The sequence below is a fragment of the Stenotrophomonas geniculata genome (genome assembly GCF_034508895.1).
GTDB lineage: Bacteria > Pseudomonadota > Gammaproteobacteria > Xanthomonadales > Xanthomonadaceae > Stenotrophomonas > Stenotrophomonas geniculata.
Genome location: NZ_CP140571.1, coordinates 2,904,057 through 2,922,697 on the forward strand (window position 1 = coordinate 2,904,057; position 18,641 = coordinate 2,922,697).

General features: G+C 66.7%; 12 protein-coding genes. 6 read left to right on the top strand and 6 right to left on the bottom strand.

The genetic code is table 11. From position 1 onward, the window contains the following. Positions 1-24 precede the first annotated feature (24 nt). From RI032_RS13350 to RI032_RS13360, 3 genes are all read left to right on the top strand, one after another. On the top strand, positions 25-882 hold the full coding sequence (locus RI032_RS13350; protein WP_322547130.1) for an SH3 domain-containing protein: 858 nt from the start codon (positions 25-27) through the stop codon (positions 880-882). Between the two features lie 109 nt (positions 883-991). Further along, complete coding sequence (locus tag RI032_RS13355; RefSeq protein ID WP_164193724.1) at positions 992-2,710, top strand: thiamine pyrophosphate-dependent enzyme; 1,719 nt, start codon at positions 992-994, stop codon at positions 2,708-2,710. A 610-nt stretch (positions 2,711-3,320) separates the two neighbouring features. After that, positions 3,321-4,931: a SulP family inorganic anion transporter gene (locus RI032_RS13360; RefSeq protein ID WP_322547131.1), complete on the top strand. Its 1,611-nt coding sequence runs from the start codon at positions 3,321-3,323 to the stop codon at positions 4,929-4,931. 27 nt (positions 4,932-4,958) lie between these two features. Here the strand turns inward: RI032_RS13360 and RI032_RS13365 are convergent, their stop codons facing one another. Further along, positions 4,959-5,669 (bottom strand): glutathione S-transferase, encoded by a 711-nt coding sequence (locus RI032_RS13365; protein WP_322547132.1) that lies wholly within the window; start codon positions 5,667-5,669, stop codon positions 4,959-4,961. A gap of 170 nt (positions 5,670-5,839) precedes the next feature. On the opposite strand from RI032_RS13365, the gene RI032_RS13370 reads away from it, so the two are divergent. Together RI032_RS13370 and clpB are read left to right on the top strand one after the other, a co-directional pair. Further along, positions 5,840-6,661 carry a DUF3014 domain-containing protein gene (locus RI032_RS13370; protein ID WP_260363526.1) on the top strand — a complete coding sequence of 274 codons (822 nt, stop codon included), beginning with the start codon at positions 5,840-5,842 and terminating at the stop codon, positions 6,659-6,661. Between the two features lie 181 nt (positions 6,662-6,842). After that, a complete protein-coding gene (gene clpB, locus RI032_RS13375; protein WP_164194028.1) occupies positions 6,843-9,428 on the top strand; it encodes an ATP-dependent chaperone ClpB in 2,586 nt (861 codons plus the stop codon). Positions 9,429-9,500: 72 nt separating this feature from the next. On the opposite strand, the gene RI032_RS13380 is transcribed toward clpB, so the two are convergent. From RI032_RS13380 to RI032_RS13390, 3 genes are all read right to left on the bottom strand, one after another. Next, complete coding sequence (locus RI032_RS13380; RefSeq protein ID WP_134957840.1) at positions 9,501-10,301, bottom strand: MipA/OmpV family protein; 801 nt, start codon at positions 10,299-10,301, stop codon at positions 9,501-9,503. Between the two features lie 140 nt (positions 10,302-10,441). Then, the gene (locus RI032_RS13385; RefSeq protein ID WP_010481562.1) at positions 10,442-11,731 is read right to left on the bottom strand and encodes an ATP-binding protein; all 1,290 of its coding nucleotides are present in this window, start codon (positions 11,729-11,731) and stop codon (positions 10,442-10,444) included. Further along, the gene (locus RI032_RS13390; RefSeq protein ID WP_010481563.1) at positions 11,728-12,465 is read right to left on the bottom strand and encodes a winged helix-turn-helix domain-containing protein; all 738 of its coding nucleotides are present in this window, start codon (positions 12,463-12,465) and stop codon (positions 11,728-11,730) included. Before RI032_RS13390 ends, RI032_RS13385 begins: the two co-directional genes overlap by 4 nt. A 182-nt stretch (positions 12,466-12,647) precedes the next feature. Here RI032_RS13390 and RI032_RS13395 point away from each other — a divergent pair, with 182 nt between their 5' ends. Next, positions 12,648-13,934: an O-acetylhomoserine aminocarboxypropyltransferase/cysteine synthase family protein gene (locus RI032_RS13395; protein ID WP_322547133.1), complete on the top strand. Its 1,287-nt coding sequence runs from the start codon at positions 12,648-12,650 to the stop codon at positions 13,932-13,934. A gap of 275 nt (positions 13,935-14,209) precedes the next feature. On the opposite strand, the gene ybaL is transcribed toward RI032_RS13395, so the two are convergent. Continuing rightward, a complete protein-coding gene (gene ybaL / locus RI032_RS13400) occupies positions 14,210-15,907 on the bottom strand; it encodes a YbaL family putative K(+) efflux transporter (protein WP_010481567.1) in 1,698 nt (565 codons plus the stop codon). Between the two features lie 209 nt (positions 15,908-16,116). Next, complete coding sequence (locus tag RI032_RS13405) at positions 16,117-18,504, bottom strand: TonB-dependent receptor plug domain-containing protein (protein ID WP_053443412.1); 2,388 nt, start codon at positions 18,502-18,504, stop codon at positions 16,117-16,119. Between the last annotated feature and the right edge of the window lie 137 nt (positions 18,505-18,641).

The following is an 18,641-nucleotide window of genomic DNA, read 5'->3' on the forward strand; positions in this document are numbered from 1 at the left end:
ACCGCGGTGCCGCAGGGAGCGATGATGAAACACAGGGAATGCGTGCTGGGCCTGGTGCTGGCGGGATTGCTGGCACCGTCGGCGCAGGCCAGTGGCGACGACGTCGAAACACTGCGGTTCCAGGTGGCCGCGCACATGCAGGCGCACGCCGATCCCCAGCAGGATGGCAGCATCGCCGTGCAGCTGTCGCCGTCGGGAAAGCGCCAGACGCTGGCGGGCGCGGCCGATGCCGACGGCAATTCGCGCTGGGGTCTGGAGGACGTCGATTTCGATGGCTACCCGGAACTGGTCGCACGCGCCTCGGTGGGCATGGTCAATGAAGCGGTGACGGTGTACCGCTTCGATCCAGCCAGTGCTTCGTATCGCGTGCTGCAGGCCGACACCCACGGCAAGGACAGTTGCGGTGACCTGATGGGGCTGAGCGTGGACGTTGCCACCCGCACCCTTACCAGCAGTTGCCGCAGCGGGCCGATGTGGTACGCCGACCAGTACCGGTTCGCGGGTGCGAAGCTCTACCTGTACCGCGCCGAGAGCGTGTTGATGCTGGGCGACACATTGAACGCCGCGCTGCAGTGGGAACAGACCGACGAGCAGGGCCCGTTGGCGGTCTGGCGCACCTATGACCCCGCCGGCCGTGTGCTGGAGAGCGCCATTGCCGATGGCCTGGGTGCACCACCGGATGGGCCGTTGCGTGGTCAGCAGGCCACCGTGGTACCTGCGCGCCTGTTCCTGTTCGACCGGCCCGGTGCGTCCAGCACCAAGCGTTACCTCGTGCAGGGCGATCGCGTGGAAATGCTGGATGAACAGGACGGCTGGGTGAAGCTGCGCTACCGCAACCCGAAGCAGGGCGCGGTGCTGGGCTGGATCAACGTCAATGATTGACGAGACCTCTGCCCGCAGTTTGCACATCGAGGCGACGGGCGACGTGCCCACGGGGGCATCACTTCATCAGGTCTAGCCTCGGGCGTTCCCCCGTTCGAGGATGTATCCGATGAGCAAGCGCGTGGCCGAAATCGTGGTGGACGCCCTGCAGCAGGCCGGTGTCCGCCGTTGCTACGGCATCGTGGGCGATACGCTCAACCATGTGACCGATGCGATGCATGGCAGCGAGATCGCCTGGGTGCACGTGCGCCATGAAGAAGTGGCAGCGTTCGCTGCCGGCGCCGATTCGCTGGTGAGCGGCGAACTGACCGCCTGCGCCGGCTCCTGCGGGCCCGGCAGCCTGCATTTCATCAACGGCGTGTTCGAGAGCAACCGCAACCGCGCGCCGATGGTGCTGATCGCCAGTCAGGTGGTGACCAGCGAACTGGGCATGGAATTCCCGCAGGAAGTGGACTTCAAGGCGGTGTACGCCAGTTGTTCGGTGTTCTGCGAACAGGTACACAGCGCCGAACAGGCACGCCGCGTGGTCACGTTGGCCTGCCAGGCGGCGATCAGCCGCCGCGGCGTGGCGGTGGTGATCCTCCCGGCCGATATCAGCCAGGCCGAGGTGAAGCACGATGTGCCGTTCTCGGTGCACTACACCCAGCCGGTATTGCGTCCTTCCGACGCCGAACTGCAGCGTATCGCCGAGCTGCTGGGGCAGGGCAAGCGCATCGGCATCTACGCGGGTGCCGGTTGCCAGGGCGCGCACGCGCAGTTGCTGGAACTGGCCCGACGCCTGCAGGCGCCGATCGCGCACACCTCGCGCGCCAAGGACTTCGTCGAGCCGGACAACCCGTACAACATGGGCATGACCGGCATCTTCGGCATCGAGTCCGGCTTCCACACATTGATGGCGTGCGACACGCTGCTGCTGCTCGGCGCCGACTTCGCCTGGGGCCAGTTCTACCCGGACAAGGCCACGATCATCCAGGTCGACCGCGATGGCAGTCATCTGGGTCGCCGCCACCCGGTGAACCTGGGCGTGGTCGGTGATATCGCGCCGACGCTGGATGCCTTGCTGCCGATGCTGCCGCCGCGCGAGGACAGCAGTTTCCTGGACGAGTGCATCGAGCGTCGCGACAAGGCGCTGAAGAAGCGCGAACAGGAAGAACAGCCGGGTGAAGGCGAGCTGATCCACCCGCAGCACCTGACCGCGTTGTTGTCGAAGTATGCGACCGACGATGCGCTGTTCACCGCCGACGGCGGCTCGCCGATGGTCTGGGTGCTGCGGCATATCCGGGTGAATGGCCGCCGCCGCACGCTGACCAGCCTGCTGCACGGCACGATGGCCAACGCGATGCCGCAGGCGCTGGGCCTGCAGAAGGCGTTCCCGGGCCGCCAGGTGATATCGCTGTCCGGCGACGGAGGCCTGGCAATGCTGCTGGGCGACCTGCTGACGGCAGTGCAGGAAGACCTGCCGATCAAAGTGGTGGTGTTCAACAATGGCTCGCTGAACTTCGTCGAGCTGGAACAGAAGGTGGAAGGCCTGCTGGACAACTACACCGACCTGAAGAACCCGGACTTCGGTCGCCTGGCCGAGGTGATCGGCTTCCACGGCCGCACCGTGACCCGCAGCGAGGATCTGGAGGAAGCGGTGCAGGACTTCCTGTCGCAGCGTGGCCCGGCATTGCTGGACGTACACACCAGCCGCGCCGAGCTGGTGATGCCGCCACAGATCGAAGCCAAGCAGGTGGCCGGTACCGCGCTGTATGCGGCCAAGGCGGTGTTGAACGGCCGCTTCGACGACGTGAAGCATCTGCTGGTGGACAACTTCCTGAAGAAGTAGGGGGTGGTCGATGCAGGGCTGCGCCCTGCACCCGCTACGAGCCAGAGCCAGAGCAGAAGCGGGTTTCCTGAGGATGGCGGGGTGGGTCCGGTTGCGGGGGACGCTGCAAGTACGTCCATGTAAGCTCGATCGCGCCATCCATGGCGCTCACGCCCCCGCAACCGGACCCACCCCGCCTTCGACAGTTTCCTGCGATCTGTCGGTAGATCCACGCCATGCGTGGATAGCGTGGAAATGATCGAATTGTTCGTGTAGAGCCGAGCCATGCTCGGCTCAAAGCGAAGCGACCCGCTTTTGCTTTTGATCTTTTGATTCCTTTCCGTGGCTGGCACGCGCAGGAAACTGTGGGAGGCCGGTCGGGATGGGCTGCGCAGGACCGTTGGCGCCATGGATGGCGCCATCGAGCCCCCAGGGACGGGTTTACGGCGTGTCCTGCGCAGCCCATCCCGACCGGCCCAACTCGCATTGCCATTCGACTAACAGTCGACTCTACCCGCGTCCAGCCACGAGGGGCCCCGCCGTTGGCTGGAACCCATCATTCCACCGCGGAATTGGCGCCCGGGCCCCGCTGGGCCTACCATCGGCGGTCCCCACCCCCACCGCCCCTTCCATGTCCGCTCCCGCTTCCGCCGCACCGCGTCGCTGGTTCGTCTCCGGCGACTTCAACGGCTTCTTCGGCCTGGTCGTCGACAACCTCTCCATCCTCGGCTTCATCGCCATGGCCCTGGTCGGGATCTTCCAGTTCCCCGCCGATGTGGTGTTCGGCCGGATGTTCCCCGGCACGGCCTTCGGCGTGCTGGTCGGCAACCTGCTGTACACCCTGATGGCGCGCCGGCTGGCCGCACGTACCGGCCGCGACGATGTCACCGCCATGCCGCTGGGCCTGGATGCGCCGACCAGCATCGGCATGGCGCTGCTGGTGCTCGGCCCGGCCTTCCTCGTCTTCAAGCAGCAGGGCATGGACCCGCACGCAGCGGGCATCGCCACCTGGCAGCTGGGCATGGCCGCGCTGGTCATCATGGGCGTGCTCAAGTTCGTGCTGTCGTTCTTCGGCGAAGCGGTCACCCGCGCGCTGCCACGTGCGGCGCTGCTGGGTTCCATTGCCGGCATCGCGCTGGTGCTGATGGGCCTGCTGCCACTGCTGGAAACGCTGCGCTCGCCGCTGGTCGGCTTCACCACGCTGGGCCTGCTGCTGTATGTGCTGATCGCCAAGGGCAAGCTGCCGGTGCGTGGTCCCGGCGTGCTGCTGGCCTTCGTGTTCGGCACCGTGCTGTATTACGGCCTGGGCGTGGCCGGACTGGGTGCACCGGGCTTCCATGTGCCGGAATGGGTGCCACCGCAGGTGGTGCTGCCGCTGCCGACGCTGGGCTTCCTTGAAGGCCTGCCCACGGCGATGACCTACCTGCCGTTGCTGCTGCCGTTCGGCCTGCTGATGGTGGTCGGTGGCATCAACGTCTCCGAGAGCGCACGTGCGGCCGGCGATGACTATCGCACCCGTGACATCCTGCTGGTGGAAGCGGTGGCGACGCTGGTGGCCGGTGTCTGCGGCGGCGTTGCGCAGACCACGCCGTACATCGGCCAGCCGGCCTACAAGCACATGGGCGCACGCAGCGGCTATACGCTGCTGACCGGCCTGTTCGTCGGCGTCGGCGGCATGCTCGGCATCATTTCCGGGCTGGTGCAGTGGCTTCCGCTGGCGGTGCTGGCACCGATCATCGTGTACGTGGCCATCGACATCACCACGCAGGCCTTCCAGGCCACGCCACGTCACCACACCGGTGCGATGGTGTTCGGTTTCCTGCCGTCGGTGGCCTACCTGCTGGCGATCAAGGCACCCGGCTGGATCGCCCCGGACCAGCTACCGCAGCTGCTGACCAAGCTCGACGGCCACGGCCTGCCCGAGCTGGCGGTGATCTTCACCCTCGGCAATGGCTTCATCATCACCTCGATGCTGTGGATCTCGGCGGTGGCGGCGATGGTCGATGGACGCCTGCGCCGCGCCTGCGGTTTCCTGCTGGTGGCGGCGGTGCTGACCCTGTTCGGCCTGATCCACTCGGTGGACCCGCGCGGTGGCATCTACCTGCCGTGGGATCTGGAAGGCCTGGCGCGCATCATCAGCTGGCAGTTCGCAGGCGCGTATGTGGCACTGGCGGTACTGCTGGGGTTGCTGTCGTTGCAGAAGCAGCCGGTGAAGCCGCTGGGTGAAGGCACCGATCATTGACCGGGGGACGCCGGGCATGGCCCGGCGCTACCGTTCGGCGTCCAGCTCCGGGTAATGGCGGAAAATGCCATTCGTGTTGAACGCCAGCCGCCGTTCCGAGCCCAGGTAGGCGGCGATGTTCGGCCGCTTCGCCACCCGCTCCTGCAGCGCACGCAGAAGGGGCAGGGTCGGCGCCAGTGCCTGCATGCGGCGCGGGAACATGTAGTCCAGCCCACTCAGCAGCTGGAACAGCGACAGATCCACATAGGAATGCTTGCGCAATGCATGTCGGCCTCCGTTGGCGGCCAGCACCTGTTCGAAGTAACCAAGGAACTTCGGCAACCGTTCGCCGCGCAGCGACGTGGCCCGGGCCTTGGCTTCGGTCTTCTGCTCTTCGTAGTACTTCGATGCGGCGATCGGATGGTGGGTGTCATGTACCTCTGCCACCAGGTCGGCGATGGTCAGCTGCAACTGCAGTGCCTGCATCCGCCGCGAGGCCGCTTGCGGCACCAGGTCCAACGTCGGGCCGAGAAAATCCAGGATGGCCGCGACCTGCGCGATGACCTGTCGCCCGGCCTTCAGGAACGGCGGTGCGAAGGGCTGCGCACCTTCGCTGCCACCGTCGAGGAACGGCTGCATCACTGCATCGCCGTGCACCCGCGCCATGTCGATGTAATCGGCGCCGGCATCTTCCAGCGCCAGGCGCACGAACTCGCCACGGCCCTGGATGCCGGTCCAGTAATACAGCGCGTACTGCATGGCAGTGCCTCCACAGGACAAGACCCGCAGCGTCGCGCGTGGCGTGCAAAGCAGGCGTGAGCGCGGCTCTGCTGCAGGCCCGAACCCGAACGGCAGCGGAACAGGTTGGGAACCCGCTGGAATCGGTGGGGTCACACCCTCTCCATGCGTGTGAAACGAGGTGCTGCATCATGCAGAGTGGAAAGGCGGTATGGCCCTGGGTGTTGGGTGTGGTGGTGATCGGTGGCGCGGGCGGTTGGTTGTTCCGCGATCAGCTGAAGCGCCTGGCAGACGGTGTCTCGGTGCCGGTGCAATCAACCCCCTCCAGTACCAGTGCACCGCCACAACCGCAGGCGGCCGCAGAACCCGCGCCAGCGCCACCGCCGATCAAGCATCCGCTGGATACCGAGGCCGCAGCCGATCCGGCGCTGCCGAAGCTGGCTGACAGCGATGCCGCTGCCTGGGGCGCACTGAGCCAGCTGTTCCAGAGCGAGGGCCCGCTGACCCTGTTGCTGCGCGATCATCTGATCCAGCGTCTGGTCACCCAGGTCGACAACCTGGACAAGCCCAGCGTGCCGCCGACCGCGCTGGCCGCGCGGCCGCTGCCGGGCAACCTGCAGGTCGAGCCGGGCGAGGGTGGCGAACGCATCGCCGCCAGCAACGCGGCGCGCTATGCGCCCTACGTGCAGGCATTTACCGCGCTCGACCCGGCGGCAACGGCCACCGCCTACAAGCGCTTCTATCCGCTGATCCAGCAGGCCTACGTCGACCTGGGCCGGCCTGAGGGCTACTTCAACGACCGTCTGGTCGCGGTGATCGACCATCTGCTGGATACCCCGGAACTGGCCCAGGCGCCGCTGGTGCAGCGCGATGAGCGCGGCCGTTACCGCTTCGTCGATCCCACCCTGCAGTCGCGCTCGATCGGCCAGAAGGCGCTGCTGCGCATGGATCCAGCGCAGGCACGTGCAGTCAAGCAGCAGCTGCGGGCGATCCGCACCGCGATCACCCGCTGAACCCGTCCACCGCGCGGAACTGATCCGGATCAACGCGCCGACCACACCCACTCCGGCATGCTGGCCGCAGGCTGACTGGCCTCGGGGTGCAGTCGCAGTCACCCTTGAAACGGGGTGGGGCAACCGCATCTTTCCAGCATCGCCGGCGCGGGCCGGCCCTGATGACCGATGAGGATTCGCAATGCGGATGGACAAGCTCACCTCGCGTTTCCAGCAGGCGCTGGCAGACGCACAGTCGCTGGCCGTGGGCCGTGACAACAGCATCATCGAACCGGTTCACCTGTTCAGCGCGCTGCTGGACCAGCAGGGCGGCAGCACGCGCCCGTTGCTGGCCCAGGCCGGGGTGAACGTGCCGGTGCTGCGCGAGCGCCTGACCGAGGCGCTGGATGCGCTGCCCAAGGTGTCCGGCCAGGCCGGCAACGTTTCGATGGGCAATGACCTCGGCCGCCTGCTCAATCACACTGACAAGCTGGCTCAGCAGAATGGCGATGCCTTCATTGCCAGCGAGTGGTTCGTGCTGGCCGCGCTGGAAGACAACGGCACGCTGGGCATGGCGCTGCGCGCCGCCGGTGCCGACAAGACCCGCCTGCAGGCTGCCATCGACAAGCTTCGCGGCGGCGAGAACGTGCAGTCGGAAAATGCCGAGGAACAGCGGCAGGCGCTGGAGAAGTACACCATCGACCTGACCGCGCGTGCCGAGAGCGGCAAGCTCGATCCGGTGATCGGCCGTGACGAGGAGATCCGTCGCACCATCCAGGTGCTGCAGCGCCGGACCAAGAACAATCCTGTGCTGATCGGCGAACCCGGCGTGGGCAAGACCGCGATCGTCGAAGGCCTGGCCCAGCGCATCGTCAACGACGAAGTGCCCGAGGGCCTGCGCGGCAAGCGCGTGCTGTCGCTGGACATGGGCGCGCTGATTGCCGGTGCCAAGTTCCGCGGTGAATTCGAGGAGCGCCTGAAGGGCGTGCTCAACGACCTGGCCAAGAGCGAAGGGCAGATCATCCTGTTCATCGATGAGCTGCACACCATGGTCGGTGCCGGCAAGGCCGACGGTGCGATGGATGCCGGCAACATGCTCAAGCCGGCGTTGGCACGCGGCGAGCTGCACTGCGTGGGGGCCACCACGCTGGATGAGTACCGCAAGTACATCGAAAAGGATGCAGCGCTGGAGCGCCGCTTCCAGAAGGTGTTCGTGGGCGAACCGTCGGTGGAGGACACCATCGCGATCCTGCGCGGGCTGAAGGAGAAGTACGCCGTGCATCACGGCGTGGAGATCACCGACCCGGCCATCGTGGCGGCGGCCACGCTGTCCAATCGCTACATCACCGACCGCCAGCTGCCGGACAAGGCCATCGATCTGATGGACGAAGCCGCCTCGCGCCTGCGCATGGAGATCGACTCCAAGCCGGAGGAACTGGACCGCCTGGAACGCCGGGTGATCCAGCTGAAGATCCAGCGCGAGATGCTGAAGAAGGAGAAGGACGAGGCCTCGCGGCAGCGCCTGGCCGATCTGGAAAACGACATCGATGCGCTGGAGCGCGAGTTCTCCGACCTCAATGAAATCTGGAAGTCGGAGAAGGCCGCGCTGCAGGGTGCAACCAAGATCAAGGAGCAGGTCGAGCAGGCCAAGCTGGAGCTGGAATCCGCGCAGCGCCGCCAGGATTTCGCGCGCATGAGCGAGATCCAGTACGGCCTGCTGCCGCAGCTGGAGAAGCAGTTGGCCGCCGCGCAGGAAGCCGAGCACAAGGACTTCAAGCTGGTACAGGACCGGGTCACCGACGAGGAGATCGCCGAGGTCGTGTCGCGCTGGACCGGCATCCCGGTCAACAAGATGCTTGAAGGCGAGCGCGACAAGCTGCTGCGCATGGAAGAGGTGCTGCACAACCGCGTGGTCGGCCAGGAGGAAGCAATCAAGGTCGTCTCCGATGCCGTGCGCCGTTCGCGTGCGGGCCTGTCTGATCCGAATCGTCCGGCCGGCTCGTTCCTGTTCCTTGGCCCAACCGGTGTCGGCAAGACCGAGCTGTGCAAGTCGCTGGCCGAGTTCCTGTTCGACAGCGCCGACGCGATGATCCGCATCGACATGAGCGAGTTCATGGAGAAGCACAGCGTCGCACGCCTGATCGGTGCACCTCCGGGCTACGTCGGCTACGAGGAAGGCGGCTATCTGACCGAGGCCGTGCGTCGCCGCCCGTATTCGCTGATCCTGCTCGACGAAGTGGAGAAGGCACATCCGGATGTGTTCAACATCCTGCTGCAGGTGCTGGACGATGGCCGCCTGACCGATGGCCAGGGCCGCACCGTGGACTTCCGCAACACCGTCATCGTGATGACTTCGAACCTGGGCTCGCACCAGATCCAGGACATGAGCACCGACGACAGCCCGGAGGCCTACACGCAGATGAAGGCGGCGGTGATGGGCGTGGTGCAGGCACACTTCCGCCCGGAATTCATCAACCGCCTGGACGACATCGTGGTGTTCCACCCGCTGGACAAGCAGCAGATCAAGCAGATCGCGCGCATCCAGATGCGTGGGCTGGAGAAGCGCCTGGCCGAGCGTGGCCTGAAGCTGATGGTGTCCGACGCAGCATTCGACCTGCTCGGCAACGTTGGCTTCGATCCGGTGTATGGCGCGCGTCCGTTGAAGCGGGCAATCCAGGCACAGCTGGAAAATCCGCTGGCGCAGAAGATCCTCTCCGGTGCCTTCGTCAACGGCGACACCATCGAAGTCGGCAACGACGGCGGTCACCTGGTATTCGCCAGGGCGTGAATCATGCGGGGCGCTGCCTGATCGCAGCGCCCCGTTTCCTGCGAAGTACGCCGGGCCATGCCCGGCGCTCACTCAGAAGCGGTGCGTATAACCGCTCATCAAGCCGAACTGGTTCGCCTTCTGCACGATCGGGCTGTCGGCGGCATCGCCGAGCAGGCGCGTGCCTTCGGCCGAGATGTACCAGTTGCCGTTGCGGCCCACGCGGTGGCTCCACTTCAGGCCGAGACCGGCGCTGACCAGGCCGGCCTTCGGCTTGTGCTGGGCAAAGCCGGTGCGCGCCGCCTGTTCCGGACTGACGCCGTACCAGGTCTGCATGTAACCCCGGTTGCCGTAGTCGGTGGAAACACTGCCGCTGACCACGCCACCGGCCAGGTCGAACAGCGGCATGGTCAGGTTCAAGTGCACCTGCTGGGTGGCCAGGCCGTTCTCGGCCTTGTCCTCATCCTTGCGGGTGAACTGCCAGGAACCGCTCAGCACGGCTTCGCCCAGCGTATAACCAGCCGAGACGCCGACCAGGGGACGGGTATCGATATCGCCCATGCCGCGCAGGAAGTCCGAACCGCCAAGCAGGGAGTCCTTTTCCTTGCGGATGCCGCTGGCGCCGACGTAGGCACGCACGCGCGTGTGCTCGCCGATGGACGTGCCCCAGCCGATGCCGCTGGTGCCCAGAAACCAGCCCCCTGGCGAGGTGACATCGAAGGACAGCGAAGGCGTTGCACGATACTCCTCGCTGCCACTGTAGCGAGGTGCCACGCCACCTCCGGCAGCGACCTCGAAGGTCCAGTGGTCATCCTTGGCGTGGGCGATCGGTGCGGCGAACAGCGGCAACAGGGCCAGGCAGAGCAGGGCAGGGGAACGGCGAAGCTGGGACATGGAAACTCTCGACAATGGGAGGAAGGCAGCGCGCGCATCCGGCGAGTGCTGCAGGGTCGTTAGCGTGGCGATACGCCGGCGACCGATCCGTCCGCAGTTGTGCGGGAGTTGTAATCAACTGTAATCGTGCCCGTGGGCGTTCAGCTGGCAGCCAGCGGCCAGTGCATTTCCAGGCGCGCGCCGCCCAGCGTGGCGCGGCTGATGCGCAGCTCGCCACCGTGGCGGGCGGCGATGCGGCTGACAATGGCCAGGCCCAGGCCGAAGCCGCCGGTGTCGCGGCTGCGGCTGTCGTCCAGGCGGGTGAATGGACGCATCACCTTCTCGCGATCGGCTTCGGCGATGCCGGGGCCGTCGTCATCCACACGCAGGCAGGCCCGGCCGCCGACGCCGACCAGCGAGACTTCCACCTGCGAATGCGTGTGGCGCAGCGCATTGCCCACCAGATTGCTCAGTGCCAGCTGCAGCAGGCGCGGCTCGGCATCCACCCGTGGCAACGCACTGGGCTGCACGCGCAGGACCACGCCGCCGCGTTCGGCATCACGGCGTGCATCGGCCAGACAGGCCTGCAGCCAGTCGTCGGCTTCGATGCGCTGCATCGGCTCGCCTTCGCTGGGATGCTCAAGACGCTCATAGGCCAGCAGTTCGCTGACCAGCCGGTTGAGTTCGGCCAGGTCGCCGTGCAGGCCCTGTGCCAGCCGTTCGCGGCGTTCGCGATCATCACTGTCCTGCATCAGGTCCAGGCCGAAGGCCACGCGCGCGATCGGCGTGCGCAGTTCGTGCGAGATCGCATGGGTCAGGTCGCGTTGGCGCTGCACCAGTTCGGCTACGCGCGCGGCCATGCGGTTGGAATGTTCGACGATGACCCGGATCTGCGAGCGCGGCGAGACCTGTGCGCGCGCTTGCAGATCACCGGCACCGATGCGGTCGGCGTGCAGGCGCAGCGCTTCAAGATCGCGCCAGAGCAGGCGCACCCAGGCGTACAGGCTGGCGCCGACCAGCAGCAGGATGCTGAGGTATGCCGCGATTGTCATGTACGTCGTCATCTGCACCGCGCCAGGCAGGCGCAGGTGCAGCCAGCGGCCTCCGATGCCTTCGATGGGCAGCAGGACCTGCTGGTATTGATCGCGCACGATGAAGCCATCAGCCTTCACGGCTGCCTGTTCCTGGGGGGCGAGCGCGGGAGGACTGTCGAGCAGGGTCAGCGCGATGCCGTAGTGTGGCTGCCACTGCTGCAGGCGCTCACGCTGCTGACCGGCGTCCAGGCCGGCCAGGCCACTGCGCAGGGCGTACACCTGCCCGCGCACCTGCTCGACGAACACTCGATCCTGCACAGGCGTGTAGATGCCGTCCAGGATGTGGTTGAGGAAAAACACCGACACCAGGAAGCAGGCACCAGTGACGAACCACAGCCACAGGAACAGCCGCTTCATGCGGTCCAGGCCGACGGGTTGAACTGGTAGCCGCGGCCCCACACGGTCTTGATCCGCCGCGGTTCGCGCGCGTCATCGCCCAGCTTGCGGCGCAGCTTGCCGATGCTGACATCGACACTACGGTCCAGGCCGTCGAAGCCGATGCCGCGCACCGCCTGCAGGATCTGGTCGCGCGACAGGATCTGCCCCGGCTGGCTGGCCAGCAGCCACAGGATCTCGAATTCGGTGGTGCCCATGTCTACCGGCTGGCCATGCAGATGCACCTCGCGCTGCATGCGGTCGATCAGCAGTTCACCATGCATCAGCCGGCAGGGCGTGCCAGTGTTGCTGCTGCCGTGGCGGCGGCGCAGCAGCGCGCGCAGGCGCGCCAGCAGCAGGCGCGGTTCGATCGGCTTGTGCACATAGTCGTCGGCGCCGGATTCCAGGCCCAGTACCTGCTCGATGTCGTCCTCGCACGCGGTCAGCATCAGGATCGGCACGTCGGAGAAGCTGCGGATCTGCCGGCACACGTCGATGCCGCCGAGGCCGGGCAGCATCAGGTCCAGCACCACCAGTTCCGGCGCATGCTGGCGGCAGGCCGCGCCGGCCAGGTCGCCACGGGCGACGTGCTGCACGGCAAAGCCATGCTCGTGCAGGTAGTCGCTGACCAGTTCGGCCAGGCGGCGATCGTCTTCCACCAACAAGACCTGGGTCGGGGTACCGTTGGCGGTGGGTGTCCAAGGGGATGGCTGCATGCGCGTGGGGCCTCCGTGCCCGGGCAGGAGCGCCCGGCGGCGAAGCCTAGCAACGGCCCATGACGGCTGCCTGAATCGCGGCCAACCTGATAACCGGCGGTACGGACGTCATCGCCAGCGGCTCTCAGTGCCACGCCCCGGCTGGCCTATGGTGGCGGTTTCCCCGGATGGAGCCTGGTGCAATGAGCGACCCGCAGTGGCAACTGGAAACCCTGGCCGTGCATGGCGGCTATCGGCCCGATCCGACCACCCGCGCGGTGGCGGTGCCGATCTACCAGACGGTGGCGTACGCCTTCGATGACACCCAGCACGGGGCCGACCTGTTCGACCTGAAGGTGCCCGGCAACATCTACACACGCATCATGAATCCCACCACCGACGTGCTGGAGCAGCGCCTGGCCGCCCTGGAAGGTGGCATCGGCGCACTGGCGCTGGCCTCGGGACAAGCCGCGATCACCTATGCCATCCAGACCATCGCCGAGGCCGGTGACAACATCGTTGCCTCCAGCGCGCTGTATGGCGGCAGCCTCAACCTGCTGGCCCACACGCTGCCGCAGTACGGCATCCAGGCGCGCTTCGCCGACCCCGCCGATCCAGCGGCGTTCGCCGCGCTGATCGACGAGCGCACCAAGGCGGTGTTCGTCGAATCGATCGGCAACCCGCGTGGCAACGTCACCGACATTGCCGCCATCGCCGAGGTCGCGCATGCCGCCGGCGTGCCGCTGATCGTGGACAACACGGTGGCCACACCGTTCCTGCTGCGCCCGTTCGAGCACGGTGCCGACATCGTCGTGCACTCGCTGACCAAGTACCTGGGCGGCCACGGCAACAGCCTCGGCGGCGCGATCATCGACTCCGGCCGCTTCGACTGGGCCGCGCAGCCCAAACGCTTCGCACGCCTCAACCAGCCCGATCCGAGCTACCACGGCGTGGTCTATACCGAAGCACTGGGGCCAGCGGCCTACATCGGCCGCGCGCGGGTGGTGCCGCTGCGGAATACCGGTGCCGCGTTGTCGCCGTTCAATGCGTTCCTGATCCTGCAGGGCATCGAGACCCTGGCCCTGCGCATGGAACGCATCAACGCCAATGCACTGGCCGTCGCGCAGTTCCTGAAGGCGCACGACAAGGTCGCCTGGGTACGCTACGCCGGGTTGGCCGACGACCCGGAGCACGCTGCCGCGCAGCGCTACCTGGGGGGACACGGCTCGGGCGTACTGACCTTCGGCCTGCCCGGCGGCCGTGAAGCCGGCGCGCGCTTCCTTGATGCGCTGAAGCTGTTCACCCGCCTGGTCAACCTGGGCGATGCGAAGTCGCTGGCCACCCATCCGGCCTCCACCACCCATCGCCAGCTGGATGCCGCCGAACTGACCAAGGCCGGCGTCAGCGAAGACACCGTGCGGCTGTCGATCGGCATCGAGCACATCGGCGACCTGCGCGCCGACCTGGAACAGGCCCTGGCCGGCGCCTGATAGCTACGCGCTTGGTCGTCATCGCTACTGGCGATCACCACCGGCACCGCGATGCGCTACGGTGGAACTGCCTCTCCAAGGCATGGCAACGTGGCGATCCAGATCCCCGGTCGATGCGGGTCGACCGGGGATCTTTTTGTGTCGCCGTGTCGACCAAGGTCGACACCCACCAACAGCAGCGGGGACCCACCCCGCCATCCCACGGATAGTCAGCCTTTGCTTTTGCCGTTGCCTCGGCAGGTGCAGGGCTGCAAGCCCTGCCGCACCCACACCCCTCACACCACCGGAATGCTGTGCTGCCCCAGATTCCGGTACGGCGGCGTGGACATGATCATCTCCGCCAGCGAATACGCCAGCTCACGTTCGGCCATCACCGTGCCATCGGCACCGTGTTCCAGCAGATGCTTCACTTCCGCATCGCTGTGTGCGCGCGCCAGCAGGGTCAGGTCCGGGTTGATCGCCCGCAGCTTGGCCAGCGCCTCACCGGCTTCCAGCGGCTGCGGAATCGCCAGCACCGCAATCTTCGCGCGCTCCGGATGGGCCTCGGCCAGCACCCGGTCGGCGGCGGCGCTGCCGCGGATCGCCGCCAGGCCCTTGGCGTGCGCCTGCTCGACGTGCTCCTTGTTGTCATCGATCACCAGCACCGGCACGCCACGGTCGCGCAGCACCTGGGCCAGTTCGCTGCCCACGCGGCCATAACCAATCACGATGGCGTGGTCATGCAGGTCACGTGAGGGACCGGTGGCCTCTTCGGGCTCGGCGGCCTGGGGTGACTGCTCCTGCTTGGCCTGCCAGCGGTCCAGCAGCCCGAATACCAGCGGGTTGAGCATGATCGACACCAGCGCACCGGCCAGTACCAGCGACTGGCCTTCCTTCGGCAGGATCTGCAGTGCCACGCCGAGGCCGGCGATGATGAAGGCGAACTCACCGATCTGCGCCAGGCTGGCCGAGATGGTCAACGCGGTGCTGGTCGGGTGCCCGAACGCGCGCACGATGAAGAACGCAGCGGCCGACTTGCCGAACATGATGATCAGCACGGTGGCCAGCACCTGCCACGGGTGCTGGACGAGGATGTTGGGGTCGAACAGCATGCCGACCGAGACGAAGAACAGCACCGCGAACGCATCGCGCAGCGGCAGCGAATCGGTCGCGGCCTTGTGGCTCAGCTCCGATTCGTTGAGCAGCATGCCGGCGAAGAACGCGCCCAACGCGAAGGAGACGCCGAACAACATGGCCGAGCCGAACGCCACGCCCAGCGCGATCGCCAGCACCGACAGGGTGAACAGCTCGCGCGAGCCGGTGCCGGCGATACGCTCCAGGATCCACGGAATGACCCGGCGGCCGACCACCAGCATCACCGCCACGAACAGGCCCAGCTGCACGAAGGTCCAGCCGATGTCGGCCAGCACGCTGCCCAGCGAGTGCGATTCCTTGGCTGCTTCGGGGCCGAACACACCGGCCATCACCGGCATCATCACCAGTGCCAGCACGCAGGCCAGGTCTTCCACGATCAGCCAGCCGACCGCGATCTTGCCGCGCATGGTCTCCAGCAGACGGCGTTCCTCCATCGCCCGCAGCAGCACCACGGTACTGGCGGTGGCTAGCGAGAAACCGAAGATGACGCCATGGATGGCCGGCCAGCCCATCAGCGAGGCCACGCCCCAGCCGAGCAGGGTGGCCACCGCGATCTGGCCGATGGCGCCGGGGATGGCGATGGCCTTTACCGCCATCAGGTCCTTCAGCGAGAAGTGCAGGCCGACGCCGAACATCAGCAGCATCACGCCCAGCTCGGCCAACTGGTTGGCCAGCGCCTGGTCGGCGACGAAGCCGGGGGTGAACGGTCCTACGCAGATGCCAGCAACCAGGTAACCGACCAGGGGAGACAAGCGGAGCTTGTTGGCCAGCGCGCCGAAGATGAAGGCGAGCCCCAGGCCAACGGCAACGATGTTGATCAGGTCGGTGTCATGGTGCATCGGCACTCGCAGGAAATCGGGGGGATGCCCCGATTTTCACCGATGAAGCCAGATACGGCAAACCCGCCGTCCACGTGCCGTGGCGGGCGGGTTTGCCCACGCATTTCTCCTCTACCGCCGCCTTCGGCGCGCCCCTTCAACAAGAAGGGGCTCTCCTCCAGATGCGGCCCGGGGTTGCCGGCCAGCGGCCGGCACTACCAGAGCGTCGCTTACCAGGTGTACTTGATCCGCCCGTACACATACGCGCCGTTGAAGCCGAACGGCGAGTAGTTGCTGTACGGCAGCATGCCGAAGGTGGAGTTCTGCAGGTCTTCGGTGCGGTCCGGGTACTTGTCCAGCAGGTTGTCGGCGCCCACGGTCAGGGTCCAGTTGCTGCTCGGCTTGTAGCTGGCCGAAGCATCCACCACCCAGGCATCGCCGTAGGTCTGGTCGCGCAGCGCGGTGGCCGAGTTGCGCACGGTGAACTTGCCGTAGCGGGTCGCCGCCAGGCCCAGTTCCCAGTGATCCGAACGCCAGGTGCCGCTCAGGATCGCCTTGTCGCGCGGGTAGCTGTCCTCGATGCGGCCGATCTCATCTCGGCCGATCAGTGACTGGGTCAGGCCCAGCGTGCCAAACACCGCCGGGGTGCCGCCGACGCGGCGCACTTCGGTGTCGTTGTAGCTGTAGGCGGCGGTCAGCTCCAGGCTGCTGGCGCTGAACGGCACGGTGTAGCTGGAGACGAAGTCGACGCCGCGGGTGCGCGTATCCAGGCCGTTGGTGAAGTACGAGAACGCGGTCACCTGCGGCAGGCCGAGGGTGCCCAGCAGCGCGCTGGTGGCGGCGTTGGTGGTGATGCTGGACGAGAGCGCGATGCGGTCATCAATGTCGATCTGGTACGCATCGACGGTGATGTACAGGCGGTCCACCGGCTGCAGCACCAGGCCCAGGCTGTAGGAGGTGGAGGTCTCGGCCTTCAACGGCGAGGCGCCCAGCGCCTGCGCGGCCGGGCTGGTGGTCGGGAAGGTGCCACGCTCGACGAACACGCCATTGAGGAACTGGCTGGTCACCGCCTGGTAGCCCTGCTGCGCCAGCGACGGTGCACGGAAGCCGCTGGAGGCGGTGGCCCGCAGCGCGACCTTGTCGGTGAATGCATAGCGCGCCGACAGCTTGCCGGAGAAGCGGTCGCCGAAGTCCGAGTAGTCCTCGTAGCGGCCGGTAATGCCCGCCGAGAACTTCTCGGTCAGGTCCGCTTCCAGGCCTGCATAGACCGCGTAGTTGTGGCGGTCGGCATGCACTTCATTGGTCGGGGTGAAGCCCGCGAAGCCCTGCGCGCCGCTGCCGGTGTACGAGTTCAGTTCGCCCGGGTTCTGGTCCCACTTCTCCTTGCGGTACTCACCGCCGAAGGACAGTGTGACAGGGTAGGCCAGGCCCCAGTCCAGCGACTTGGTCAGATCGGCATTGAAGATGTCCTGCTGGTACTTCAGCGTGCCGTCGTAGAACGAGCGCGGGCTGGTCGCGCCGAGGCTGTAGTTGATGCTGTTGCGGGTGTGGAAGTCCAGAGTGTTCTCGCCGTGGTTCAGGCTCAGGTCCCAGGTCCAGCCGTTGTCGGTGTTGCCCTTGACCCCGGCCACCAGCGAGCGGTCCTTGGAGTACTGGTTGATCTCCGGCACGAAGCCGTCCGGGTAGGTCTGCGCCAGCAGCGCGCTCTGCCCGTTGTGGTTGCGCGAACGGTAGAACGCGAACGAGGTGATGTCGCGGTTGCTCAGCAGCGCGCTGGCGTAGCCGGTCACGTGGTCGCTGAAGTCGAAGCTCGCGTTGGCCGATGCCGCGGTCGCATCCACGCGCGGGTCGCCGACGATGAAGGTCTTCTGGCCGATGCTCGGGAAGTTACCGGTGTTCGGCGTGGTGCCGCGGTACGGGCCGGCGCGGTTGCTTTCGTCCTGCTGGCTGATCTGGCCGGCCACGTGCACGCGGCCACGGCCGTTGCCGAACTCGACGCCGGTATCGCCGGAGAGCTGGTACTTGTTGCCGTCACCGGCCGAGTACTGGCCGTAGTCCACTGCCAGGCTGCCGCCACTGCCGCTGCCCTTGAGCACGATGTTGATGACGCCGGCAATGGCGTCCGAGCCGTACTGTGCCGACGCACCGTCACGCAGCACTTCCACGCGCTCGATGGCGGCGATCGGAATCGCGTTGATGTCCACGGCGGACGAGCCACGGCCGATGCTGCCGTTGACGTTGATCATCGCCGAGGTATGGCGGCGCTTGCCGTTGACCAGCACCAGCACCTGGTCGGGTGACAGGCCGCGCAGCTGCGCCGGGCGCACGCCGCTGGTGCCATCGGTCAGGGCCGGGCGCGGGAAGTTCAGCGAGGGCAGGGCGCGCGACAGTGCCGTGGCCAGTTCACTGGTGCCGGTGGACTGCAGTGCTTCGGGGGTGATGATGTCGATCGGCGACTGCGATTCGGCGACCGTGCGGTCAGCCACGCGGGTGCCGGTGACGATCACCGTGTCCAGGGTGTTGGCGGCGGTGCCGGCCTGCTGGGCAGCGGCAACGAACGGAGAGCCACCGAGTGCGACAGCGACGGCGGCGGCGATCAGGCTGGTCTTGCGGGTCATCGGGATGGGGCTCCGGTTGGCGGGGGCGGCACCGGAATCGACATCACGGGGGTGAGGCGGACGGCGGTTGTTGCGGTGCGCAAAGCAGGAATTAACGGGATATTCAGTGGCTGTCAAATGCCGGTCATCGGGAAAAA